18 protein-coding genes are annotated in these 20,950 nt (G+C 70.0%); 6 read left to right on the forward strand and 12 right to left on the reverse strand.

The genetic code is table 11. From position 1 onward, the window contains the following. Positions 1-83 precede the first annotated feature (83 nt). The gene (locus FMEAI12_RS18120) at positions 84-731 is read left to right on the forward strand and encodes a YdcF family protein (protein WP_112106950.1); all 648 of its coding nucleotides are present in this window, start codon (positions 84-86) and stop codon (positions 729-731) included. Positions 732-785: 54 nt separating this feature from the next. On the opposite strand, the gene FMEAI12_RS18125 is transcribed toward FMEAI12_RS18120, so the two are convergent. Next, a complete protein-coding gene (locus tag FMEAI12_RS18125; protein ID WP_112106951.1) occupies positions 786-1,334 on the reverse strand; it encodes a YdcF family protein in 549 nt (182 codons plus the stop codon). A gap of 851 nt (positions 1,335-2,185) precedes the next feature. On the opposite strand from FMEAI12_RS18125, the gene FMEAI12_RS18130 reads away from it, so the two are divergent. Then, the gene (locus FMEAI12_RS18130) at positions 2,186-2,800 is read left to right on the forward strand and encodes a dTDP-4-dehydrorhamnose 3,5-epimerase family protein (protein ID WP_112106952.1); all 615 of its coding nucleotides are present in this window, start codon (positions 2,186-2,188) and stop codon (positions 2,798-2,800) included. A 54-nt stretch (positions 2,801-2,854) separates the two neighbouring features. Here the strand turns inward: FMEAI12_RS18130 and FMEAI12_RS18135 are convergent, their stop codons facing one another. Genes FMEAI12_RS18135 through FMEAI12_RS18155 form a run of 5 tightly spaced genes read right to left on the reverse strand, consistent with a single transcriptional unit; the run spans position 2,855 to position 7,347 of the window. After that, entirely contained in the window at positions 2,855-3,454 is a 600-nt protein-coding gene (locus FMEAI12_RS18135; RefSeq protein WP_071059157.1) for a DapH/DapD/GlmU-related protein, read from the reverse strand. Then, complete coding sequence (locus FMEAI12_RS18140; RefSeq protein WP_071059155.1) at positions 3,451-4,485, reverse strand: glycosyltransferase family 2 protein; 1,035 nt, start codon at positions 4,483-4,485, stop codon at positions 3,451-3,453. Before FMEAI12_RS18140 ends, FMEAI12_RS18135 begins: the two co-directional genes overlap by 4 nt. Further along, positions 4,482-5,111 (reverse strand): DapH/DapD/GlmU-related protein, encoded by a 630-nt coding sequence (locus FMEAI12_RS18145; RefSeq protein ID WP_112106953.1) that lies wholly within the window; start codon positions 5,109-5,111, stop codon positions 4,482-4,484. The genes FMEAI12_RS18140 and FMEAI12_RS18145 overlap by 4 nt, the downstream gene beginning before the upstream one ends. Further along, positions 5,108-6,031, reverse strand: a complete 924-nt coding sequence (locus FMEAI12_RS18150; RefSeq protein ID WP_112106954.1) for a glycosyltransferase — start codon at positions 6,029-6,031, stop codon at positions 5,108-5,110. Before FMEAI12_RS18150 ends, FMEAI12_RS18145 begins: the two co-directional genes overlap by 4 nt. Further along, the gene (locus FMEAI12_RS18155; RefSeq protein ID WP_235014153.1) at positions 6,028-7,347 is read right to left on the reverse strand and encodes a glycosyltransferase family 4 protein; all 1,320 of its coding nucleotides are present in this window, start codon (positions 7,345-7,347) and stop codon (positions 6,028-6,030) included. Before FMEAI12_RS18155 ends, FMEAI12_RS18150 begins: the two co-directional genes overlap by 4 nt. Before the next feature lie 345 nt (positions 7,348-7,692). Here FMEAI12_RS18155 and FMEAI12_RS18160 point away from each other — a divergent pair, with 345 nt between their 5' ends. Together FMEAI12_RS18160 and FMEAI12_RS18165 are read left to right on the forward strand one after the other, a co-directional pair. Beyond that, positions 7,693-9,222, forward strand: a complete 1,530-nt coding sequence (locus tag FMEAI12_RS18160) for a lipopolysaccharide biosynthesis protein (protein WP_112106955.1) — start codon at positions 7,693-7,695, stop codon at positions 9,220-9,222. Positions 9,223-9,243: 21 nt separating this feature from the next. Beyond that, positions 9,244-10,494, forward strand: coding sequence for a glycosyltransferase (locus tag FMEAI12_RS18165; RefSeq protein ID WP_112106956.1), 1,251 nt, complete (start codon positions 9,244-9,246; stop codon positions 10,492-10,494). Positions 10,495-10,547: 53 nt separating this feature from the next. Here the strand turns inward: FMEAI12_RS18165 and FMEAI12_RS18170 are convergent, their stop codons facing one another. The 5 genes from FMEAI12_RS18170 to FMEAI12_RS18190 form a co-directional block, all read right to left on the reverse strand. Then, positions 10,548-11,972 carry an O-antigen ligase family protein gene (locus FMEAI12_RS18170; RefSeq protein WP_235014154.1) on the reverse strand — a complete coding sequence of 475 codons (1,425 nt, stop codon included), beginning with the start codon at positions 11,970-11,972 and terminating at the stop codon, positions 10,548-10,550. A gap of 2 nt (positions 11,973-11,974) precedes the next feature. Next, positions 11,975-12,811: a hypothetical protein gene (locus FMEAI12_RS18175; RefSeq protein WP_235014155.1), complete on the reverse strand. Its 837-nt coding sequence runs from the start codon at positions 12,809-12,811 to the stop codon at positions 11,975-11,977. Between the two features lie 183 nt (positions 12,812-12,994). Beyond that, positions 12,995-14,149 (reverse strand): glycosyltransferase family 4 protein, encoded by a 1,155-nt coding sequence (locus tag FMEAI12_RS18180; RefSeq protein WP_112106959.1) that lies wholly within the window; start codon positions 14,147-14,149, stop codon positions 12,995-12,997. Then, entirely contained in the window at positions 14,146-15,207 is a 1,062-nt protein-coding gene (locus FMEAI12_RS18185; RefSeq protein ID WP_071059136.1) for a polysaccharide pyruvyl transferase family protein, read from the reverse strand. Before FMEAI12_RS18185 ends, FMEAI12_RS18180 begins: the two co-directional genes overlap by 4 nt. Before the next feature lie 58 nt (positions 15,208-15,265). Then, the gene (locus FMEAI12_RS18190; protein WP_235014156.1) at positions 15,266-16,351 is read right to left on the reverse strand and encodes a hypothetical protein; all 1,086 of its coding nucleotides are present in this window, start codon (positions 16,349-16,351) and stop codon (positions 15,266-15,268) included. 862 nt (positions 16,352-17,213) lie between these two features. On the opposite strand from FMEAI12_RS18190, the gene FMEAI12_RS18195 reads away from it, so the two are divergent. Continuing rightward, the gene (locus FMEAI12_RS18195; protein ID WP_112106961.1) at positions 17,214-18,116 is read left to right on the forward strand and encodes a tyrosinase family protein; all 903 of its coding nucleotides are present in this window, start codon (positions 17,214-17,216) and stop codon (positions 18,114-18,116) included. Positions 18,117-18,125: 9 nt separating this feature from the next. Continuing rightward, positions 18,126-18,485 carry a hypothetical protein gene (locus FMEAI12_RS18200; RefSeq protein WP_071059130.1) on the forward strand — a complete coding sequence of 120 codons (360 nt, stop codon included), beginning with the start codon at positions 18,126-18,128 and terminating at the stop codon, positions 18,483-18,485. Positions 18,486-18,630: 145 nt separating this feature from the next. Here FMEAI12_RS18200 and FMEAI12_RS18205 read toward each other — a convergent pair whose 3' ends face one another. Then, positions 18,631-20,160 carry a carbohydrate-binding protein gene (locus tag FMEAI12_RS18205; RefSeq protein ID WP_235014157.1) on the reverse strand — a complete coding sequence of 510 codons (1,530 nt, stop codon included), beginning with the start codon at positions 20,158-20,160 and terminating at the stop codon, positions 18,631-18,633. Positions 20,161-20,950 lie beyond the last annotated feature (790 nt).

Below are 20,950 nucleotides of genomic sequence, written 5' to 3' on the forward strand. Positions count from 1 at the left end.
CCTCAGCCCGGCCAGCCGGCCGGACGGCCGGCGTCGGCATCCGGGCCCGACAGCCCGCCGGAAGGCCCCTCCGGGGCGCGGCGATGTCGGCACCACCAGCACGTCCCCCGTGGACGGGCGAGGACCCCTGGGGGGCCCGCGGACGGCCATCGGCGGGCCGCGAGCGACCACCGGCAGGTCCCGGGCAGCCGCCGGCGGGCCGCGCCCGGGACCGCGGGCGGCGGCGCATCACTGTGCTCGGGGTCCTCGGGGTCGTGAGCGTCATGTTCCTCGGCGCGACCTTCCGGCTGTTCGTCCATCCCCGGCGGGACTCCCCCGCCCCGGTCGACGCCATCGTGATGTTCGCCGGCAGCCCGGGCCGCCTCGAGCACGCGGTGAGCCTGGCCGTGGCCGGGTACGCGCCGACGCTGGCAGTCTCGGTGCCCACGGCGGACGACCCGTGCCCCCCGGCCATCCCGAACGTCGAGGTGATCTGCTTCGCCCCGGATCCGGTGACCACCCAGGGCGAGTCACGCTGGGTGGCCGCCGCGGCCGCCCGGTACGACTGGAAGTCGGTGCTCGTGATCACCTCGACCAGCCAGACGACCCGCGCGCGGCTGCGGCTGGGGCGCTGCTACTCGGGGCAGGTGCTCATGAGCCCGGTCGCGCCGGCAAAGAGCATGTGGCCGTACATGATCGCCTACGAGTGGGCCGCGATGGGCAAGGCGCTGATCGTCCAGCGGGACTGCTGACCGCTGCCGACCTGGCCGCTGATCTCGGCTGACCGCTGCCGGCCCGCCTGTCGATCAGCAGCCGCGCTGCCAGACCAGCGCCTTGACGGTCGCCGCGGTCTGGTAGGCGATCAGGTACGGCCACTGCCGTCGGGGGGTCCCGACGGCGTCCACCAGGACCTCACCGTCGTAGCAGCGCTCGATGCGCAGCCTGGCCCGGCTGTCCTGGGAGCGGTCCGTGACGAACAGGATCGAGCGCCAGCCGTGGATCCTGGCCAGGCGGCCGGCCTCGCGAGCCTCGCCCTGGGTGGTCACCGGGTCCGGCCAGAAGCAGATGACCTGGATGTCCCGGCCGACCTCGGCCGCGTCGGGGCACCGCCAGGTGCCGGGCATCGAGACCACCAGAACCGGGGCGATGCCGGACCTGGCCAGCTCGACGGCCTTGTCCCGCCGTTCGCCCGGACCCCCGAGCATGAAGATCGCGTCCACGGGACGCGGCTTGTCGATCCTCGGGAAGACGATCATTCGCACGTTCAGCACGGCGATCAGAAGCGCCGCACCGAGCACCCCGGAGCGCAGCGCACGCCGCCACCGCGGCCGCGCCTGCTGTGCGTCTGTGATCACACTCGTGACTGTAGACGGCGTACCTGTGGCCGCGGACCGGTCGAGACGTGCTCTGCTTCACGTTCCCCGACCACCCCCCGCGGTGAATCGCCCGGCGCGGCCGACGCGGCCGGCCGGAAGAAGTCAGCCGACGTCGCGTGACGGTGCCCCGGAAATCAGCCGGGCGCGGCGCACGCAAATACCGCGGGCGTCCATCCCGCATTCTGGTGGGCCTATGAGAGCCGGCTTCGCACCCCGCACCCGGCTCGCCAGGGCCATGCGGGCGGCCGGGCTCCAAGCCGGCCCGCCGGCCGGCGGCGAACGCTGTCGGGCGGTTCGGTGACCGGCCTGACCAGACATCACCGCACCCTCGCCCAGGCGGCCACGGCAGACATTCTCAGAGCACCACCCCCTTCGGGTGGAGGGGCCGAGTGAACCGGGTTTACCCGTGAGCAGCCGACACTTCATCCCATGGTCGACATCGCACCCCAGAAGAGATCTAAGCCACCTGCCACACGCACCGAAGGACCACGACGGAGTGAGTAAGGTGCTGATATAGTTCAGCACGCGGATGTCGGCCGCCGAGGTTTCGCTCAACCGACCTCGGCGACTACCGGGTCCGCGGTCATGCGCAGTGGCGCGGTGCCTCCTCATCCCATCCCTTGCCGCCCAGCTCCCGCCGCCCGCCGCGCCGTCCATCAGGCCGAGCCGGGCACCGCCGGCACCGGCGGCCGGGCCACCGCCGGCGCCGGTCCGACATCGACCGCCGATTCATGCCGTCCACACTTCCGTGTATCGGAGTGCTCGGCCGCCGAGAAAACCCATCAGGTTCTCCGGCTGCCCGGGTACCGGGCGCAAGAGGGAGATCTTCCGTGGCCGTCCTGACTACCACGCAGTTCACCGGCTCCGAGACCGAGATTCCGGGCCTTTTTGTGTTCGATGTTACGTCCATCGAGGATGAGCGCGGCTGGTTCCAGGAGAAGTTCCACCACGCCAAGCTCGTTGACGCAGGGATTCCCGCGAGCTTCCGGGTCGTCCAGAACAGCCTTTCCTACAACAAAAAGCTAGGCGTGACACGGGGCTTTCATGCCGAGCCCTGGGACAAGTACATATCGGTGGTGAAGGGCCGCGTCTTCTGCGCCTATGTCGACCTGCGAGCAGGGAAGAGCTTCGGAACCGTCGTCACCGTCGAACTCGACCGGAACCGAGCCGTCTTCCTGCCTCAGGGGGTCGCGAACTCCTATCAGACGATCGAGGACGACACCTACTATCTGTACAGCGTCAACGAGCACTGGAGTGCCGACCGGTACGACAGCTACGTCTTCGTGAATCTTGCCGACCCGGTCCTCGGTGTGCAGTGGCCCGTCCCGTTGCGTGAGGCCGTGATATCCGATCGGGACCAGCACCACCCGGCGCTGGCCGACGTGAGCCCGGTGGAGATCGCGCCGGCCGAGGTCGCCGGCCGCGGGGACACGGACCCGAGCTGACCGAGCACAGACTGGCCGGGCCGCCGGGCCGCCGGGCTGACCGGCGACCCAGCCTCACGGCCGGCTCGGGACGCCGTGCGGCGCCCAGCTCCGGACGACCCGGGCGGGCGCCCCTACCGCGAGACTGAAGTCGGGCACGACCCCCTTCACGACGCTGTTCGCGCCGACGACGGCGCCGCGGCCGATCGTCGAGCCCGCTGTGACCACACAGTTCTGGCCCAGCCAGGCGCCGTCGCCGATCGCCACCGGGGCGACGCCGGTGTGGCCCTGGTCCCGGATCGCGACGCCGGCCGCCCGGTAGGCGTGGTCATGATCGGCCACGTAGACGCCACGCGCGAACATCGCTCTGTCCCCGATCGTGATGCCGCGGACGGCCGACAACGTGCACCACCCGACGAACGACGAGCCCGCGCCGATTCGAATCACCGGCGCCGCCGGCTCGCCGTCCCCATCGATCACCTGGAACCACGAGCCGGGGCCCACATGGACGCCGGCGCCGATCGACATCCAGCGGGCGCCGTAGAGCCGGAACGGCGGCTCGATGTCGGTACGCGGGCCGAGCGCCCCGAACGACCCGGCCAGGAACCGGGTGAAGGCCCGGCTGCGGGCCCTGCGCCACAGGTCGAGGGACCGCTCGGGTAGCGAACTGCTCATGGCCTCGTCAGATGTCGGGACGGGTGACACGTGCCGGATGCGGGCTCGGGCGGGACGCGCGACTGGCTGGGGACGCCGCCCGTGGGCTCGGTGTACGGGGGGTAGCCGGGCCACCAGTCCCGCCGCCGACGCCAGAGCGCGCGCCAGTCGCTCGCACGCGCCCGCGGCCGCCCACGGGCCAGCCCCGACCCCAGATCGGCCAGGGCCCGCAGCGCCACCCCAAGAACGATCATCGCCAGGCAGAGCCGCTGCCGCCACCCCGTCCAGTGCTTCCTCGCCAGCGTGGTCTTCCCGCGGAGGACGAGCACGTGCTTGGCCGCCCAGTTCGAGGACGAGGCCCCGACGTGGTGCACGATCGCCGCGGTCGGGACGATCGTGGGGCGGTAGCCGGCGGCCCGCGCCCGCATCGACAGGTCGGTGTCCTCCCCGTACATGAAGAACCGGGGGTCGAACCCGCCCAGCCGTTCGAAGAGGCCGCGGCTGACCAGCAGCAGGCATCCGGTGACGACACCGACCTCGCGGACGCTGTCGCGCTGCCAGCGCCCGAGCGACTCCGGATCGAAGATCCTCGATCCGTGGAACATCGTCGACAGGCCGACCCCGAAGCACGCCAGGCTCCACAGGCTGGGTGCCCCCCAGCAGGAGCTCGGGTCGACCGATCCGTCCGGCCGCAGCGTCCGCCCGCCGTAGAGCCCGCAGGCCGGGTTCCGGCGGGCGAAGGTGAGGATCTCGGCGACCGCCCGATCGAGGACGACGGCGTCGGGGTTCAGCAGGAGCAGATAGTCCCCGTCGGCGTGGGAGGCCGCCAGGTTGACCGCGCGGCCGAACCCGAGGTTCGTCGCCGACTCGATCAGCCGCACCGCCGGGAACGCGTCCCGAATGGCGTCCGGGGAGCCGTCCGTCGAGGCGTTGTCGACGACGATGATCTCAATCTCGACCCCGGCCGGCTCAGCCAGGACGGACTCCAGGCACCGGACCGTCAGCTCGGCGGTGTTGTAGGACACGACCAGCACGGACACCTCGACGGTCACTGCTCACCCGCCGGGTGGGAGCCGGGGCGCCGCCCGGTGCCGTCCACACCGGCACGGCCGTTCTGCTCAGGCCGGTCCGCCTGGGCTGCACGACCGGAACGGGTCGACTCCCCGCGCTTCCCGATGACCTTCGCCGGAACACCCGCGGCCAACGCTCCGGCGGGCAACGACTTCGTGACGACAGAACCGGCGCCGACAATCGTGCTGTCGCCTATCGTCACGCCCGGAAGAACCACCGAGTTGGCGCCGACCCACACGTCGTTGCCGATGACGATGTCCGCCTCCCGCTTCGGCTGGCTGTCGATGACGATGTCCGGCAGCGTCTCGTAGTTCGCGGCCGTGAGAAACGTGCCCGGGCCGATCAGGGAGTGCTCGCCGATCTCGATCCGGCCAGTGCGGTCACCGGCCCACAGCGAAACCCGCTCACCGATGTGGGCGAACGCCCGTATCTCCACCCGCTCCCCGTTCCGGACGGAGACGTTCGGCGCCAGGCGGACACCCCGTTCGATCGTCATCCGGCGAACCTGCTGGACATGCGAGTAGTTGTAGAAGTGGAGGATCCGCAGTGAGTGCAGCAGGGCGCGGGCGTCGAGCAGGGAACGAAGAAAGCCGAGAACCCTGGTCACGTCGTCTCCTCAAGAAGGCGCCTGCTGCTGTCGTCACGCTCCCAGGCACCGAGGTCGCCGTGGCGGACCTTCCGGATGGCCAGCAGCTTCGCCACCGCCGAGATGGTGAGGTAGGCGGGGGCGGCGGTGAGCAGCCGGCGATCGGCGGCGACGACGGACAGCCAGGACGCGCTGCCGGTGTTCCGGTTCTCCGCGGGCACCAGCCCACGGCCGCGGAGTTCGATGTTCCCGGCGTACACCCGGATCTTCCTCCGGACGAAATCCCGCACCGTCCTCGCGGGATAGACGGTGAAGTGGACGGAGTCCACCGTGGTCCGTTCCTCCGCGCTGAACTGGTGGTAGAGGTACAGATCGTCGGCGATGGCCTCGGGAAAGCGGGTGAAACGCTTCCGCCCGACATCGCTGACACCGACGACCCCGGAGCCCACGTGCCCGTCGGCGACATAGGGCAGGCGCGTCCAGATCCGGTAGTAGTCGCGGACGGGCCGGGCCACCCCGGTCATGCACGGACGCAGCGCGGGCGCCGCGGCGAGCGCCGCACCCGTGCGCAGGACGTCGGCGACCTCGAGCAGCGCCGCTCCGGCGACCTCCACGTCGGCGTCGACGTAGAAGCGCGGGAAGGCCATGGCCGCCGCGTCCCCGGTGTTCAGGGCGGCCGCCTTGTTCGCCCGATCCGTCTCGATCACCCGGACGCCACGGGCACGGGCGGCCGCGGCTGTGCCGTCCGTGCATCCGTTGCACACCACGATCACGTCGAGTGCTCCGGTGGGCAGCCCGACGCTGAGCGCCGCGAGGCACCGTCCGATGACGGACTCCTCGTTGTGCGCCGGCACGACGACGCTGGCCAGGACGACGCTGGCTGGGACATCACCGACGCCGTGCGGCGCCGGGGCGGAGCCCGCGGAGAGCGGTGCCGTCACCCCGTCGCCGATCTGAGCTCGTCGCCCTCGTGGTCGCCGCCAGGTGCCGCCGCCGGTGTGTGGGAGCCGGCCTGCTCGCGGCGGCGTGGCGCCGGGACGGCGCAGTCAACCGGCCTCGGGCGGACCCGCTCGCCGGCCGGGCGCTCCCGCCCGGTGATGCGGTCGAAGACATCCACGTAGCCGGGGACCTGCAGGCTCCAGTCCAGTACCTCTACCGCGCGCTGCCGGCCCCGCTTGGACAGGTCGGCCCGCCGCTCCGGGTCATCGAGCAGCCGCTCGATCGCGGCGGCGAACCCGTCGATGTCGCCGGGTTCGACGTATTCCGCGATGTCCGCGGCGGTGACCCTGGTCTCGACGAGATCGAACGTGACCACGGGCAGGCCGTAGGCCATGTATTCCATGGTCTTGTTCATGGTCGACACGTTGTTGAGCGGGTTCATCGGGTCCGGTCCGACCGCCAGGTCGGCGGTCGAGAGGTATTTGTCGATCATCTCGTGGTCCGCGCGACCGGTGAAGGTCACGTGGTCGTCAAGATCCAGCTCCGTGGCGAGCGCGCACAGATCGTCATAGCAGTCGCCGAAACCGAGCAGGGCCATGTGGACGTCGGTGCGGCCGCGCTGGTGGACGAGGATGTCGAGGGCACGCAGCGCGTTGTCCACTCCGTCCTGCGGGCCCATCACCCCGAGATAGCAGAGCAGGAACTCGCGGCCTTTCCGCAGTTCCGGGTGGACTGCGCCGGGCCGCATCCGATCGGTGTCCGGGCCGCTGCGCACGACCGTCGTGTCCTGCCTGGTCCGGCCGCCACGGCGGATCGCGATCTCACGGTAGGAGTCATTGGTGGAGATGACGTGGTGCGACAGCCCGTAGGTGATGCGCTCGAGCGCGAAAAGGAAGGCGAGCAGAATCCGCGACGGGCGCTCGAAACGGGACTGGTAGACCTCCGGGCAGAGGTCGTGCTGGTCGTACACGAGGCGCACACCGCGCCGCCGATAGAATAACGCGAGCAACGCGTAGGTGTCCGGCGGATTGCACACCTGGATAACGTCGAAGCCGCGTTCCCGGTAGACCCGGCGCGCCAGCCGGGCGGTGCGCATCCAGCAGACAAAAAACTCTTTCATATATGAGAATACGCCGGACGTTGCGACGTACGGCTCGTACTTGTAGAGGTACACGTCGTCGAGCAGCTCACAGTCCGGGTCACCCGGCCCCTTGGGGCATATGACCCGCACCTCGTAACCGGCACTCACCAGGGCCTGACATTCCAGCCAGACCCGTCGGTCGAGCGGTACCGGCAGGTTCTGCACTATGATCAGCACGCGATTACTCAACGTCACCGCTCCCCCAGATTGACCAAGTGAACCCGCGGTGAGCGCCGCTGCTGGACAGGTCACCCACTGACGACATACTAGAACAGATGTTGTTCGATCCGTCCGGCCCTTTGGGGAACTCGAGATGAACCGGGCGGTCAGGCCGGTCAACGCATCAGGGTACAGTGCCCTGACCATGCGTTTTAGCGGAAAGCTTGATCGTTTGTGGTGAAATCCCGCACCGAGCCGGCCTCGCGATCTGCTCGCCGACAAGCATTCTTAGACGGAAAGCAAGGGCGCTGGTTCGACACCTCGGAACTGAACCAGGGCCTTGCCGGGCGGTCCCGGAGAGGTGTGGCGGCGACGGCCGGCGCCCAACTCTGGCGATTGTTCACCCAATTCGGCTCAACGATTATTCTGGCCCGGCTGCTGTCGCCGGACGCCTACGGCCTCGTCGGGATGGTGCTGGCGATCTCGGCTCTCGCCGACCAGCTGACGGACCTCGGGCTCTCCCAGGCCGTCATCCAGCGCAAGACGATCACTCACAGTCAGGTCAGCGCGCTGTTCTGGGTCAACGTCGTGGTCGGGCTCAGCCTCGCGGTGGCGCTGGCCGCGGCCAGCCCGCTGATCGCCCTGTTCTACGGGCACGACGAGCTCGTCGGAATCACCCTCGTCGTCGCGCCGTCATACCTGATCACCGGCGCCCTCGTACAGCACCAGGCGCTGCTCCAACGGCAGATGAAGTTCGGCTCCGTCGCGGCCCGCGACATGATCGGCCGGACCACCAGCATCGTCGTGGCCATCACTCTCGCGTCGCTGGGGGCCGGCTACTGGTCGCTGGCGCTCATGCCGACCTCGGCGGCCCTCGCCCGGGCGGTTCTCGTCTGGACGGCCTGCGACTGGCGGCCGAGCCGACCGGCCCGCGCGGACGGCCTCGCGCCGATGCTGCGCTTCGGCGGCAGCGTCGCCGGCTCCGGCCTGCTCGGGTACGTCAGCCGCAACGCCGACAACGTCCTGGTGGGCCGGTTCGCCGGGCCGGCGGCCCTCGGCCTCTACTCCCGTGCGTACGCGCTGCTCCTGCTCCCGCTGCAGCAGGTCAACCAGCCGGTCAACATGGTCGCGATCCCCACCCTGTCCAGGCTCCACGACCAGCCGGACCGGTTCCGCGACTACTACCGCGCCGCCGTGTTCACCGTGGCACTGCTCGCTCTTCCGCTGGTCGTGCTGATGGCGCTGCTCGCAGACGTGTTCGTCACCGGCCTGCTGGGCGCGCCGTGGAGCGGGGTCGTGCCGATCTTCAGAGTGCTGGCGATCGCCGGATTCGCCCAGGCGATCAGCTCGACGGCGACCTGGCTGTGGGTCTCGCGGAACCGGGCCGACAAGATGCTCAAGGTCGCCGCGGTGACCCGTCCGCTCACCGTGGCCTCGTTCTTCCTGGGGTTGCCCTGGGGGCCGGTGGGCGTCGCCTGGGCCGTCAGCATCGCCTCGGTGGTGACCGCCATCCCGATGCTTGCCAGCGCCACCCGCGACACCCCGGTCAGGCTGTCGGATGTCGCGACCTCGATCGCGCCGGCCGTCCTCGCCAGCGCGGTGCTCGCCGCGGTGACCGCCGGGGTGCGGGCGGTGGTGGACCTGCCCCCGATCGCCGAGCTCGTCACCGCCGGGACGGCCGGCGTGGCGGCGTATGTGGCTGTCGTGTCGGCCATGCCGACCTGCCGGCGCCAACTGCGCGGCGTGCTGCGCGGAAAGCGCGGGACGGCGCCGGGTCGGGGGCCGTCCGACAGCCCGGCTCCCGGATCCGTCCCGCCCCAGGATCAGTGGCCGCTCGCGGCGGCGGCCGAGCACGGCGCCCGACGCCGACGGTCACACCGGCGGTCTCGTTGATCTCGACGGAGGAACCGACCCATGCCCGAGCCCGAACCCCGCTCCGCCCCCGCGCGCGACGTCGTGTTCACCCTGTCCAGGGAGACGCTGCGGGACATGGCGATCCGCTCCTACATGCGGCCGCCGGACCGCGTCCTGCTCACCCTGATGCAGTCGCCGCGGGTGCGACGGCTGCTCGTCGCCGAGCCGTTCCGCAGCCGGGTGACAGCGTTGGCGAAGGGCGACCCGGTGGTGGCCATTCCACCGACGAGCAGGCCGGACCGCTACGTCGTGTCCGCGCGCCGCTGGCGTCGCGAGGACCCGGTCTCGCCCGCGATGCTGCGCCACACCTACCGGCGCTACGACCGGGTGCTGCGACGGGCCGCGGAGCAGGCCCGCTGCGAGCGGCCCGTGGTCGTCACGACGTACCCGCTGCTGGCCGGGCTCGCCGAGCTGGAATGGGCCGACTCGGTCGTCTACTTCGCCCGTGACGACTGGGCGACCTACCCCCCGCTGGAACGCTGGCACCCGGCGTTCCAGGATGCCTACGCCGAGATCCGCCGCCGGCGGCGGCCGGTGGTCGCGGTGTCGGAGTCGCTGCGCCGACGGCTCGCTCCCACCGGAGGCTCACTGGTCGTCCACAACGGCGTCGATCCCGCCGAGTGGGAGCGGCTGCCGCCGGCGCCCGCGCTGACCACGGGCCTGCCCCGGCCGTGGTGCGTCTACGCGGGCACCGTCGACGACCGGCTCGACGTCGACATGGTCGCCCGGCTGGCGACGGAGAGCACGGTGATACTCGCCGGGCCCGTCAAGGACGAGCGACACGCCGCCCCGCTGCGGGCGTTGCCCTCGGTGGTCCTGCCAGGCCATCTCCCCCGGCCGGCCGTCACCGGGCTGATCGCCGCGGCGGACGTGTGCCTGCTACCGCACCGGGTGACCTCACTGACGGAGGCGATGGATCCGATCAAGCTGTACGAGTACCTGGCGGCGGGGCGGCCCGTCCTGGCGAGCGACCTGACACCGGTCCGGGGCATGGGACCGCGGGTCAGGCTGCTGGCGCCGGGCGACGATCCGGTGGCCGCGTTCAGGGAGGTCCGCGGCTGGCCGGAGGTGACCGAAGCGGAACGCCACCGGTTCGTCGCGGCGAACAGCTGGTCAGCCCGTCATGTGGAGCTGCTGGACTTCGCTCTTGGCGGCGATCCGGAGCGGCAGCAGCGGCCCGCGGCCCGGCCGGCCCCGCCGATCGAAGGCCACGCTAGGGCGACGTCAGCGAGGGCCGGCGAAGCGACGTGAGACCGGCACCCGCGAGGGCCGGCGTACCCGCGGCCGGCCCTCGCGGCGCTGGTTCACGCGATACCGGCGGGCTGCCGGGCCGCCGGGACGAGCTCCGCCACGCTTGGCTGGTCACCGCGCGGGTCCCGCCACTGGACGGGTGCCGCCGCGGCAGGGCCGGCCGGTGTGGGCACGGGCCGCTGTTCGAGTCGCCACAACGCGCCGGTGACACCCAGCGTCAGGTAGAACAGGCCGGCGAAGGCCGGGAACGACAGTGAGTCGAAGCTGTACGAGGCCGCCGCGACGGCGACGAGCATCGCGGCGAGGGCCTGGGCCAGTTCTCGGGTCGCCGCGTCGGCGGCGCGCCGGGCCACCCCGAACGCCATCGTGATCCCGCCGAGCATGACGATGACGAGCGCGGCCAGACCCACGTATCCGGAGGTGAGGATGGTCCCGAGGTACTGGTTGTCGAGGAAGAAGTACTTCGCCGGGATGAAGGTGCCCGGCCCGCGCCCGAACCACGGCCGCTCGCTGATGTAGGCCTGCGCGACCGCGTAGTCCGCGATCCGTCCCTGATAGCTGGGATCAGTCTTGTAGTTCAGGAACAGACTGCGCAGCGTGCCGAGCACGCCGGGCACGGCGGCACCGAACGCGCCGACCCCGATCACCAGCCAGACGAACACGTTGAAGCGCCGCCGCCAGCTCCACACGACGCTCTGGACCAGCAGCACGCAGCCAAGCCCGATGATCGCCGTCCGGGAGACGGAGAGGGGGGCGGCCGCCGCGGTCAGCACCAGCGCCCCGGCGGCACGCTGCCGGGCACCCTTGGTGACAGCGTGAGAAGTCCGGTACAGCGCCAGCGGGACGACCATGGCGACGACCACACCGAACTCGATGTAGTGCGACGCCGTGCCGGCGACCCGGGAGGTGCCGCCCCCTCGTGAGACGGACTCGAGCGCCGGGGACCACATCACGAACCCGGGAAGCCGCAGGTACCTGCTGTAGTCCTCGTGCGTCAGGTACTGGACGATTCCGAACAGCGCCATCACGGCCCCGAAGCACATGATGCGCGAGATCAGGACCTCGAGCCGGGCCCGCGAGGGAATTCCGTCGGCTGCCGCGAGCGCGATGCCGACGAGCGCCAGGACGGCCAGGATCGACCGGTCCGAGGCACGGGCCTCCACGCCGTCGAGCCCGCGGCGCTGACCGGCCACATAGGCGGCGAGCAGCGCACCCAGATAGATGAGCAACAGGCCCCGGACCGGCTGGCGGCCACGGCGGACCAGGCCGGGATGCAGCCAGGTGCACAGCCAGGCGCCGGCCAGCACCAGGCCGAGCAGGAACATCGGCCGGCCCGCCGCGCCGAGCGACTGCAGGGTGTTGCGCGCCGGGATGACGAACAGCAGCACGCCGAGGAGTGTCAGCACGCTCACCGCGTCCGGCCGCCACCTGGCGATCGGGAGCGCCGCCACCGTCCGGAGCGCCGCCCGTCCGGGCATCGTCACCGCGGGCGGCCGCTTCGGTCGAGGTCCGGCGGGACGGGCCCCGCCCCGAGTCGGTTGCCCGTCCGAATGGTCACCGTGTCCTCATTGACCGCCGCGGTCTCGTACTCCGGTGTGTCCCTGCCCGGTGTGTCCCCGCCTCGGCGCGGCGAGGCCAGTGGATCTCCCAGCGGATCCGGCTCCCGAGTCAGCGGGCTCCGCGGTGATCCGGCGTCCGGCAAGCTGTCGGGCCGGCCGGTTCCACCGGCCGCGGCGCGACGGCGGGCGGCGACGAAGCCGTCCAGCGCCACCGCGAGGCCCACCGCCGCCGCGAGCGCGACGACGCCGATGACGATCCGCTGGCGGGAACGACCCGGGTACTGGGCGGGTGAGAGGTTGGCTCCCTCGGCCGCCGGCATGATCGAGTACTGCGCGCCCGGAGCGGTGACACCGGTGCTGGCCTGGTGCGCGACGAGGTGTCGGTTCGCCATCGCGACGACCTCCTCGACGGTGCGACGGGCCAGGTCGGGCGTCGGGCCCGTCACGCTCACCGACAGCACCAGCTTCGCCCTGGTCCAGCTGACCTTGTAGGTGGGGAGAAGGCCCATCTTGTGGATCTGCGCGCGGGACGCGTCGGCGTCCATGGCGCGTTCCTCGAGCGAGCCGGCGAAGCCGACGCCGCCGGAGTTCTCCACGCTGCCGGTCGGCGCACTCGCGCGGCTCGGCGGGGCGTTGACGAAGGCGTCCATGGCCGCGGAGTACTGCGGCTTCACTCCCGAAGTGGTGACCAGGGCGGTTGCGATCCCCACTGCCACAACCGCCAGGAACACATACCAGCGCCGAATGGTGATGCGCACGATCTGCCATATATCCATCTGAGCATTCCCTCCCCTCCCACGCCGCCGGCGCTCACCGACGGCAGATACTCTGATCGCCTTTTCGGCACGTCGTCAGACCCAGCGGGTCCTTGTTCCTCCCGTACTTCGCCTGGACAGCGCCGTCACGCGCCACCGGCGCCTTCTCGCCCGGCCCGCGGCAGATCACATCCCTCGCAACAGACCGGCCAACCGGCCCGCCTGCGCGCCGGTGTTGAACGTCGTCTCGACCGCCTGGCGGCCGGCCCGCCCCATTGCCGCGGCCCGGTCGGGGTCGAGCAGGAGCCCCGCCAGCTCCGCGGCGAGGGCGCCGGAATCACCCGGCGGAACAAGCAGTCCTGTCCGCCCGTGATCGACGTAGTCGGACATTCCCGGGGTTTCGGTGACCACGACCGGGCGGCCCGAGGCCATGGCCTCGAGAACGACACTGACGCCGCTGACATGTAGGTTCGGCCGCAGTGTAACCACCACCGCGGAGGCGCGAGCGTAGAGATCAACAAGATCGATGTGGCTCATTCTTGGATGCCGCTTCCCGAGCCTTGCGGGAATCGTCACCTCTCGGCCGGTAACCAGTTCCAGGCGCAGCCCGGTGACTTTTCCAGCCGCGTCCGCGATGGCGGCGAGAAGCGTATCGTGGTCCCGGTGCCGGTCGTTTCCGACGCTGACCACCAGGCCGGGTACCGGATCGGTTTCGGCCGGCCGGAAGAAGTCCGCGTCGATGCCGAAGGGCAGATGGGCGAGTCTGCGTTCGGCGACCTTCAGGACGTCCCGGAGCACCGGGAGCTGGGCGCTCGACAGCGCCCAGACCAGCTGGGCCGAACGCAGCGCGCGGGGCGCCAGCGCCAGTGCCCCCCGCGGCCGGCCCACCGGGTCGGTCAGCCAGATGACGCCGGTGGCGACCGGTCTGCCGCCCCGCCACCGCTCCATCGAGGCAGCCGGTACCCCGGCCCGTTCGTCCCAGCACAGCACCGCCTCCGCCGCCGCGTCGATCCGACGCGCGGCGACCTCCCGCCACTCGAAGCCCCCCAGCGCGCGGGTGGCTCTCGCGCCCGGCGCCCGGTGGCTCACGGCCGGCAGCGACCCGCTGGTCCGAAACCCGTGGTCGGCAAGCCTGTTCAGCCCGTACGGCCAGACGTCCGGGACCTCGCCCCGGGCATGTCGACGTTCCCAGTCGTAGGGGTCGAGGCCCCGACTCAGGAGCACATCCACGACCGGCCGTGGCTCACGGTTCGTGTCGGCGGTGTCGGCACGAGCGGCCATCTCGGCACGAGCGGCGGTGTCGGCACGAGCACCGACGCCGTGTCGCGGTGGGGCGGTCACGGCGCGAACTCCCGGCACCTCTCCAGGGCCTCGTCCGCGCTGGTCGCCCAGTGCACGAGGTCGCTGTCCGAGGTCCACGCCTCGAAGGTCCCACTGACCTTTCCGTAGCTGTTGTCAAACACCGAGTGGGGGATGCCGAGAAGCAGGCAGAGAATGTGCGCGTGCAACCGGTCGGTCACCACGTAACGTGCGGTGCACAGGAGGCTCGTCGCCGTTCCCACGCTTATCTTCGCCATTGTTTCATAGGCCGCGTGCAGCGCGGGGCGGGCCGCCCGGTGCGCATCTGGATGCCGGCCCAGGGCATGCCGCTCGAGTTTCGGCAGCGCCTTCGCCGCCCTCCACCGCGCCGCGGGCAGGCCACGCATTCCCCAGTCGGCCCGACGTATGCCGGGGCCGGCCACGCCCGCGATGGCTCCGGTGCCCTCAACGTCATCGCGGGCAAGACACAGCACGCCGTCGGGACGTACCGGCCGCGGCGGTCTCAGCGGGCCGTTGGCCAGGGCCGAGTCCGGCGCGAACACGAGCGGCACATCGAAGTTCTCGGTGGCGAACGAAAGACTGCGCCGTTCACGGACCATGAGAGTGAAATGTGGGTGGGCCGCGGTCACGCGCTGGGCCTCGGAAAGCGCCGTCCGGCTACGGAAGGAAATACTCTGCGGAAGTTGGATCACGGTACGGTCCGGGAAGTCACGCAGGACCCGGACCCGGAGCTCCTGATGCCCCGGCCAGAGGTCACCGAAATTCCCCCCGCCGAGTAACAGGACAGGCCCCTCCGGCAGTGCCTCCCGTAACCGGTCCGGCCGGTAGCGCGCGGTGTCCGCGACGTAGGCGACCCTTACTCCCAGCTGTCGGAGAATCTGGCGTACGCCGAGCCAGATGGCCGAGTCACCACTGTTGCGGTGGTACGGGAAGTCGAGGAGCGCCACGTCGGTCGTCCCCGGCGGCAGCAGGTCGGCGACGGCGGCCGTGGCCCGCGTCGACAGGCTCTCGATCAGGCGGGCAGTGGATGCGACCGCTGCCGTCGAGGCGTACGAAACCCCTGTCGCGGCCTCCGTCATTACTCGCGTCCCCCAGCGTCCCGTAATCCTCGGATGGTCCGGTCGGTACAGCACCGCGTCAGGTCGTCGCGGCCCGGCCGCGCAGGGCCCGCCGCCGCACAAGCCGGTGCACCCGCCGTGCGTCGGACCTCGCGATCGCCTCGGCAAGCGCCCTGACGAGCACGGGGTCACGGTTCGCCCGGCGAAGTTCACGCAGGTTCACGACCGCCCAGTGCCGGGGGCCTCGGCCGGGGAGGTCAACCCGCCGCACGACATCCGGATCAAGACCGGACGGGAAGCAGGTGAACTCGCCGAGCACGCCGAGGGACTCCAGGGCGAGCATCGTGCGCAGGCACTTCTCGCACCTGCCGCAGTTGAAGTCGCCGCCCGGGTTCTCCCAGCAGACCCTCAGGTTCTGCCGGACGACCGGGTGCCTCGCGATGAAGGCGACCTTCTCCTGGCGGGTGGCGTCACATCCGTCGTGCTCGATCGCGATCTGGTCGCTGGACAGCAACGGATCGGTGAGCGGGTGTGAGGCGAGCGGCTGCAGCTCGTGGTAGGCGAGAGTCCCGGCGACCAGCGCACGACCGAACCGCCGGGACAGCAGGTGCGCGACGGTGGCGAGCCCGGACGAGACGTAGGCGGGCCAGCTGACGTGCGGATCCGACAGCGCGCGCAGGTCGGTCTCGAGCTCGATCAGCTCCTTGCCGAGGCTCTCCACCGTCCGACGCAGGCTGTCGGAGACGACTCGTCGCAGTTCGACGTCCTCCAGACCGACGTCGAATCCGTGCACGTAGACGACCGCGTCGACCCTGTCGATGTTGCGTAGGAGCGTGTAGAAGCTGTCGACCCCGCCGGAGAAGAAGCAGAAGGTCTCGGCCGCCGCCGGCCGGGCCGAGCGGGCGGTCCCGGTCAGCACCTGTACCGGCTCGAGGGTGGGATACCACCGCGACATCAGTGCCTGGTAGTCGTCCACCCTGGCGGCCAGCACCTCGCTGATCGGCCCCGCGCACTCCAGAGTCACGCCGCGCCGCATGGCGATTGTCAGCGCAGTGGTCAGGCCGGCGTTCGCCGTCTCGGCAAGCTCGACGTCCGAGGAACGGAAGTACGCCTCTTCCACTCCCCTCAGGCCACGCACACCGATGGAGACCAGATCGCCCGGCACGGACGAAACCTCCACCTTCATGGCTTTCCCCCAATTATAGCCCTGATAGTGAGCAGGGTCGAGCATAACGGGATGGGGACACCGAGATACGGGAATTCTTGGATGTCCTCGCCCCATCTCGTCGAACGGTACTACCTCGGCGGAAGATCCGCCCGGAGCGGCTACGCGGCCACCGAGGGGAGCCGGCGCGGCCGCGCCGGCTCCGACGGCCCGAGAGCATCATCGGATGCCGATTGTTTGCTTGTCGTCAGAATTTGTTTGCTAGACGCCAGGAATCCGAAAGTGGCGCCACGGCCGCATCTCCAGCAGCTGGCCCGGCGCCCGCCGAGCCGAATCGACTGCCACGAAAGAAGATCGGCCGCGGCACCCATTCGCCAGCCCCCACCATCATGTAGCGGCGTGAACACGGAGAGCGCCTGGACGGTTTCCGGCAAGAATTCAAGCCGATTTGCAGCTACGCCCTCCGGTGTGTGCTTAAACTGGTGGGGCTCTCGCGCAGACAGGGTTCAAAGCATGAAGGTCGCAACATCTCCATCATTCAACAATCCGATGCCGGTCCGTTACATCCGGTCGACCGGCAGAGAGTTGCCCTGCCCCCGGCCGCCACGGACCGGCGGGGGATCAGGAAGGTGGACGGCAGCCAGGGATGCGTGTGGGCGCAGGGGAAGTCCACGCCAGGAACACCGCCGCCGGGTCGGTGGCGCGGACAGCGGCAGCGGCTTCCAGGAACCAATCGGCCGGCGTCGGATATCCGACATCGACCGGCCCGGCCCCGAGGGGCCATCGCAGGTCGCAGCGTCGAGTCGTTCACAGGAATGCGTCGACGCGCCTACCGGGCGCGTCGGCGAGGGGGGAAGGTTACATGCCTGTTCGTCGAAGTATCTACGCACTCAGTCTGGCCGAGGTCCAAGCGTTCACCGACGCACTGAACACCCTGAAGCAGTCAGGTGTCTACGACCAGTTCGTGACACGGCATCACACCGCAATGATGACTTTCACACCGACGTCACAGACCGTACGGAACGCCGCACACAAGGGACCGTCGTTCCTGCCCTGGCACCGCCAGTCACTCCTCGAGTTCGAATCCGCGCTCGGTGCGGTCCTGCCCGATTTCGGAATCCCTTACTGGCCGTGGGAGGCCGACGCCGCGTTACCTGACCCGAAACAGGCGCTGATCTGGACGGCGGACTACTTCGGCGGGAACGGTCTGCAGAGCAACGGCTGGTATGTACAGGACGGGCCGTTCGTCAGCTGGCAGGCGATCATCCTGAACAGCTCGACGGGTCAGCTCGTCCCCCGTTCAAGGGCTGGACTCATCCGGAAGTTCGCGGTGGACACCGGCGCGACAACCCTGCCGACACAGGCGGACGTCACCGACTGCCTCACCGAGTCACAGTACGACCGCTCCCCCTGGATCGACTCCCAGAGCACGAGTCCGAGTTTCCGTAACCGGATAGAGGGCTTCCTCCGACACGCCGGCGAGTCGTCCACCCAGGCGAGAATGCACGGCCGGGTGCATCGGTGGGTCGGCGGCGACATGGGCGTCAGCACGTCCCCGAACGACCCGATCTTCTGGCTGCATCACTCGAACGTCGACCGGATCTGGTCGGTGTGGCAGGCGTCCGGGCACGCCACCGACTACCTCCCGGTCACCGGCGGGCCGACGGGCCACAACCTGAACGACGCGCTGCTGGGTCTTGCCACGTCGGGAGTCACGCCCGCCTCGTTGCTGGACATCACCGCACTCGGCTACAGCTACGAGTAGGGGAAAGACATGACCGAGATGTCGCGCCGGCGGATACTGAGCAGCGCCGGAGTCGCGGGTGTGCTGGCTGCCACCGGGTTCGTCGCCACACGGCCGACCGAGGTGGAGGCCGCCACCGCGGATTCCCTCCGGTCCTTCCGGTCGGGCCAGATCAAGGACCTCAGGATCGGCGGGCGAGCAGTACGGATCGCCGAGAGCTCCAATGATCTCGTCGTCACCGTCGACGGGCGGCAGCTGAACCACGTGCAGATCCATCGGGACAGCCCCACCCGATACCTGTCCCACGTCTTCCCGCACCACGAGTTCGCGGACGTGAAGTCACTGGTCGCGGCCCTGGTCGAAGGCGACCGAACGCTCCTCGTTCTCTGAGATTCGCTGAGGCGAGTCTCCGCGCCAAGCGGCGGCCAGACGCAGCTGTCCGTGGGTCCTGGTCGCGACCGGGACCCACGGATCCGTACGAGTGGTGGATCAGGGGGCCGTCGGGCTCGGAGCGCCCGACGGCCCCCTGATCACCTCAGCATTTGGGGTCGTCGTTCACCGGACGGCCGGTGTCGGCCCAGATGTTGGACTGGTCGAACTTCACCTGGCTGCCCTTGAACGACTTGATCCCGTACAGGCAGTTGCGGCCGAACCGGTTGTTCACGAAGGTCACGTCACCGGCACCGTTGAGGGTGAAGCCGCCGCCGTTGATGAAGTTTCCGTCGAAGACAACCCGCGAGATCGGCCCGATGTTCTGCCCGAACATGTAGCCGGCGTTACTCGACTCGCCGGTCGTCTCGTTGATGGGAATCAGGGTGTTGTGGCGCAGCACGATGTTGCTGCCGCCGGTGGTCTGTACCGCGTCGTTGTGGCTGGACGGGGTCTGGGCGAGGTGATGAACGTACGAGTTCTCGATGAGGATGTTGTCGTTAATGAAAAAGCCGTCGATCGTGTTCGAGATGTTCACCCGGCGGGCGGTGAAGTCGGCGGTCGACATACCGGAGTTCGAGGCGCCCTGCCCGTCGATGGTGACGTCCTCGACCAGCAGGTTCTGGCCGAGGTTCTTGATCACCGCGGAACCCGACGACCGGCAGGAGACCCGGGAGTTCCGGATGACGACGTTGTCGGCCTCCACTCGGATGCACCCGCGCACATCCCTGTTCTCGATCACCGTTCCCGCGCGGGTGATGCGCTGGTCACCGGAGAGGAGGGTCAGCGACGTCCCCGCCCGGACGCCAGTGGTGCTCGCGTTGGGCATGCCGGCCGGGATCGGCGTGATACCCGACCCACCCGGTGCGGGCGGTGCCGTGCTCGGGCGCGGTTGCTCACTCGTCGGCGCGCTGGGAGTCGCGCTCGTGCCAGGCCGCGGGCTGCCGCTCACCGGCGGGGACGCGCTCGGCTGGCCGCCTGTGGTCGCCGCCGGCCCCGTCGGGGCCGGCGATGACGGCCTCCCGATGAGAAGGGACGCATCGTCCGCGTAGAGGAACTGGCCGGCGGGAAGCCGGTCGGCGACGACCGCGAAGTCCAGCCGGTGGCCCGTGGCGGTCGCCCGCAGGGAGACCTCGACCTTTCGCCAGGTGGCATCGTTCAGGGTGACGTTGGTCAGGGCGCGCGCGGCCGTGCGGGCACCGTCGAGCTCGGTCAGCTTCAGCTGGACGCGGGTGCCCGGGGCGGTCGTGCGCACCCAGACGGCGCCGAGATAGGTCAGCCTGCCGCCGGTCCAGGTCACGGCGTCCGGAGTGTCGGTCAGGGTGATGGCGGGTACCCGGGCCCTGGCCGTGACGACCGCCGCGCCGGACCCACTGCGGCCGGGCACCGTCGGGGACAGGCGAGCGCTCTCGGACGGCCCGGCCGACCAGCCCGCCACCGTGTTCTCGAAGCCAGGGTTCGGGAGGAAGTTCACACCGGTCTGGTATCGCGGCTCGGTGTCGGCCAGCTGGATGGGCTTCCCACCCGCGTCGTCGCCCCCGAGCGCGGAGTGCAGGATCACGCCGGTCGTCCCGCCGACCACGACAAGGAGACAGAGGGCGGATAGCAGGATCTTGCGTCTGGCGGTTCGAACCACGCGGTCACGCCTGCGCCGGTCACGCCGCCCCACCCGGCGGCCCGCGCCACGCGAATTCTGTGCGGGGCCGTCCGGCCTTGCCTCGTCCTCGATGATGCTCTGATGCATCTGCAGCCAGCTCCAGAAGATGGATGGCCGGGTTCACGGGAGCTGCCGCCTGCTGGCGGCCAGCGGCTTGGAACCCGTTGACAGAATGTGCACCCCCCCGTTGAGAGCACTCCCACCGGGGCAGCCCGGTTCAGCGGGCGCAGGCGGGATGCATTCATCAGGATGCTTTCAAACTGATTCCTCTGATTCCGCCGGTCTTTCTTGACATAAAGCAAGCATCGGCGGCCGGTCGACAGCCACCGCCCGTCGACAGCCAGGGTCGCCAACAGCCAGGGCCTCGGAATTTGACACACAGCCGATAATCCATGCCTGGCAGGGTGGCTTATCCTACCCCGACCACTCCGCCTCGCCAATGGATACTCGTGGGGAGAGCGTGACGTCCGGTCTGATGGACGCCATCGGATGGACGTGGTCGGGCAGGCGCTGTCGGGCAAGTGCTGTCGGGCAGGCGCTGTCGGGCGGATGCCGGAACGGTTGCTGAACGTCTGGGGGGCGCGGTAACCGTACGAGACCGCCGGCACCCCGGTACGGCCAAGCGGAAGGAATTCCACACCGAGACCACATATGAGAAAGGACCTGCCGTGGCCTCGCAAACCGCCGCGGCACGACGTGGCTCCAGGCCCTCATGGTCCGTGCGATGGTCTGTGCGAGCGGCACTGCACGGCACGACATCGCCAGGAAT

This window comes from Parafrankia sp. Ea1.12 (genome assembly GCF_900465275.1).
Lineage (GTDB): Bacteria > Actinomycetota > Actinomycetes > Frankiales > Frankiaceae > Parafrankia > Parafrankia soli.

Coding starts and splice junctions, on each gene's coding strand:
- FMEAI12_RS18195 (WP_112106961.1), top strand. CDS start 17,214: ATGCCTGTTCGTCGAAGTATCTACGCACTCAGTCTGGCCGAGGTCCAA.
- FMEAI12_RS18120 (WP_112106950.1), top strand. CDS start 84: ATGTCGGCACCACCAGCACGTCCCCCGTGGACGGGCGAGGACCCCTGG.
- FMEAI12_RS18165 (WP_112106956.1), top strand. CDS start 9,244: ATGCCCGAGCCCGAACCCCGCTCCGCCCCCGCGCGCGACGTCGTGTTC.
- FMEAI12_RS18200 (WP_071059130.1), top strand. CDS start 18,126: ATGACCGAGATGTCGCGCCGGCGGATACTGAGCAGCGCCGGAGTCGCG.
- FMEAI12_RS18170 (WP_235014154.1), bottom strand. CDS start 11,972: ATGCCCGGACGGGCGGCGCTCCGGACGGTGGCGGCGCTCCCGATCGCC.
- FMEAI12_RS18135 (WP_071059157.1), bottom strand. CDS start 3,454: ATGAGCAGTTCGCTACCCGAGCGGTCCCTCGACCTGTGGCGCAGGGCC.
- FMEAI12_RS18185 (WP_071059136.1), bottom strand. CDS start 15,207: ATGACGGAGGCCGCGACAGGGGTTTCGTACGCCTCGACGGCAGCGGTC.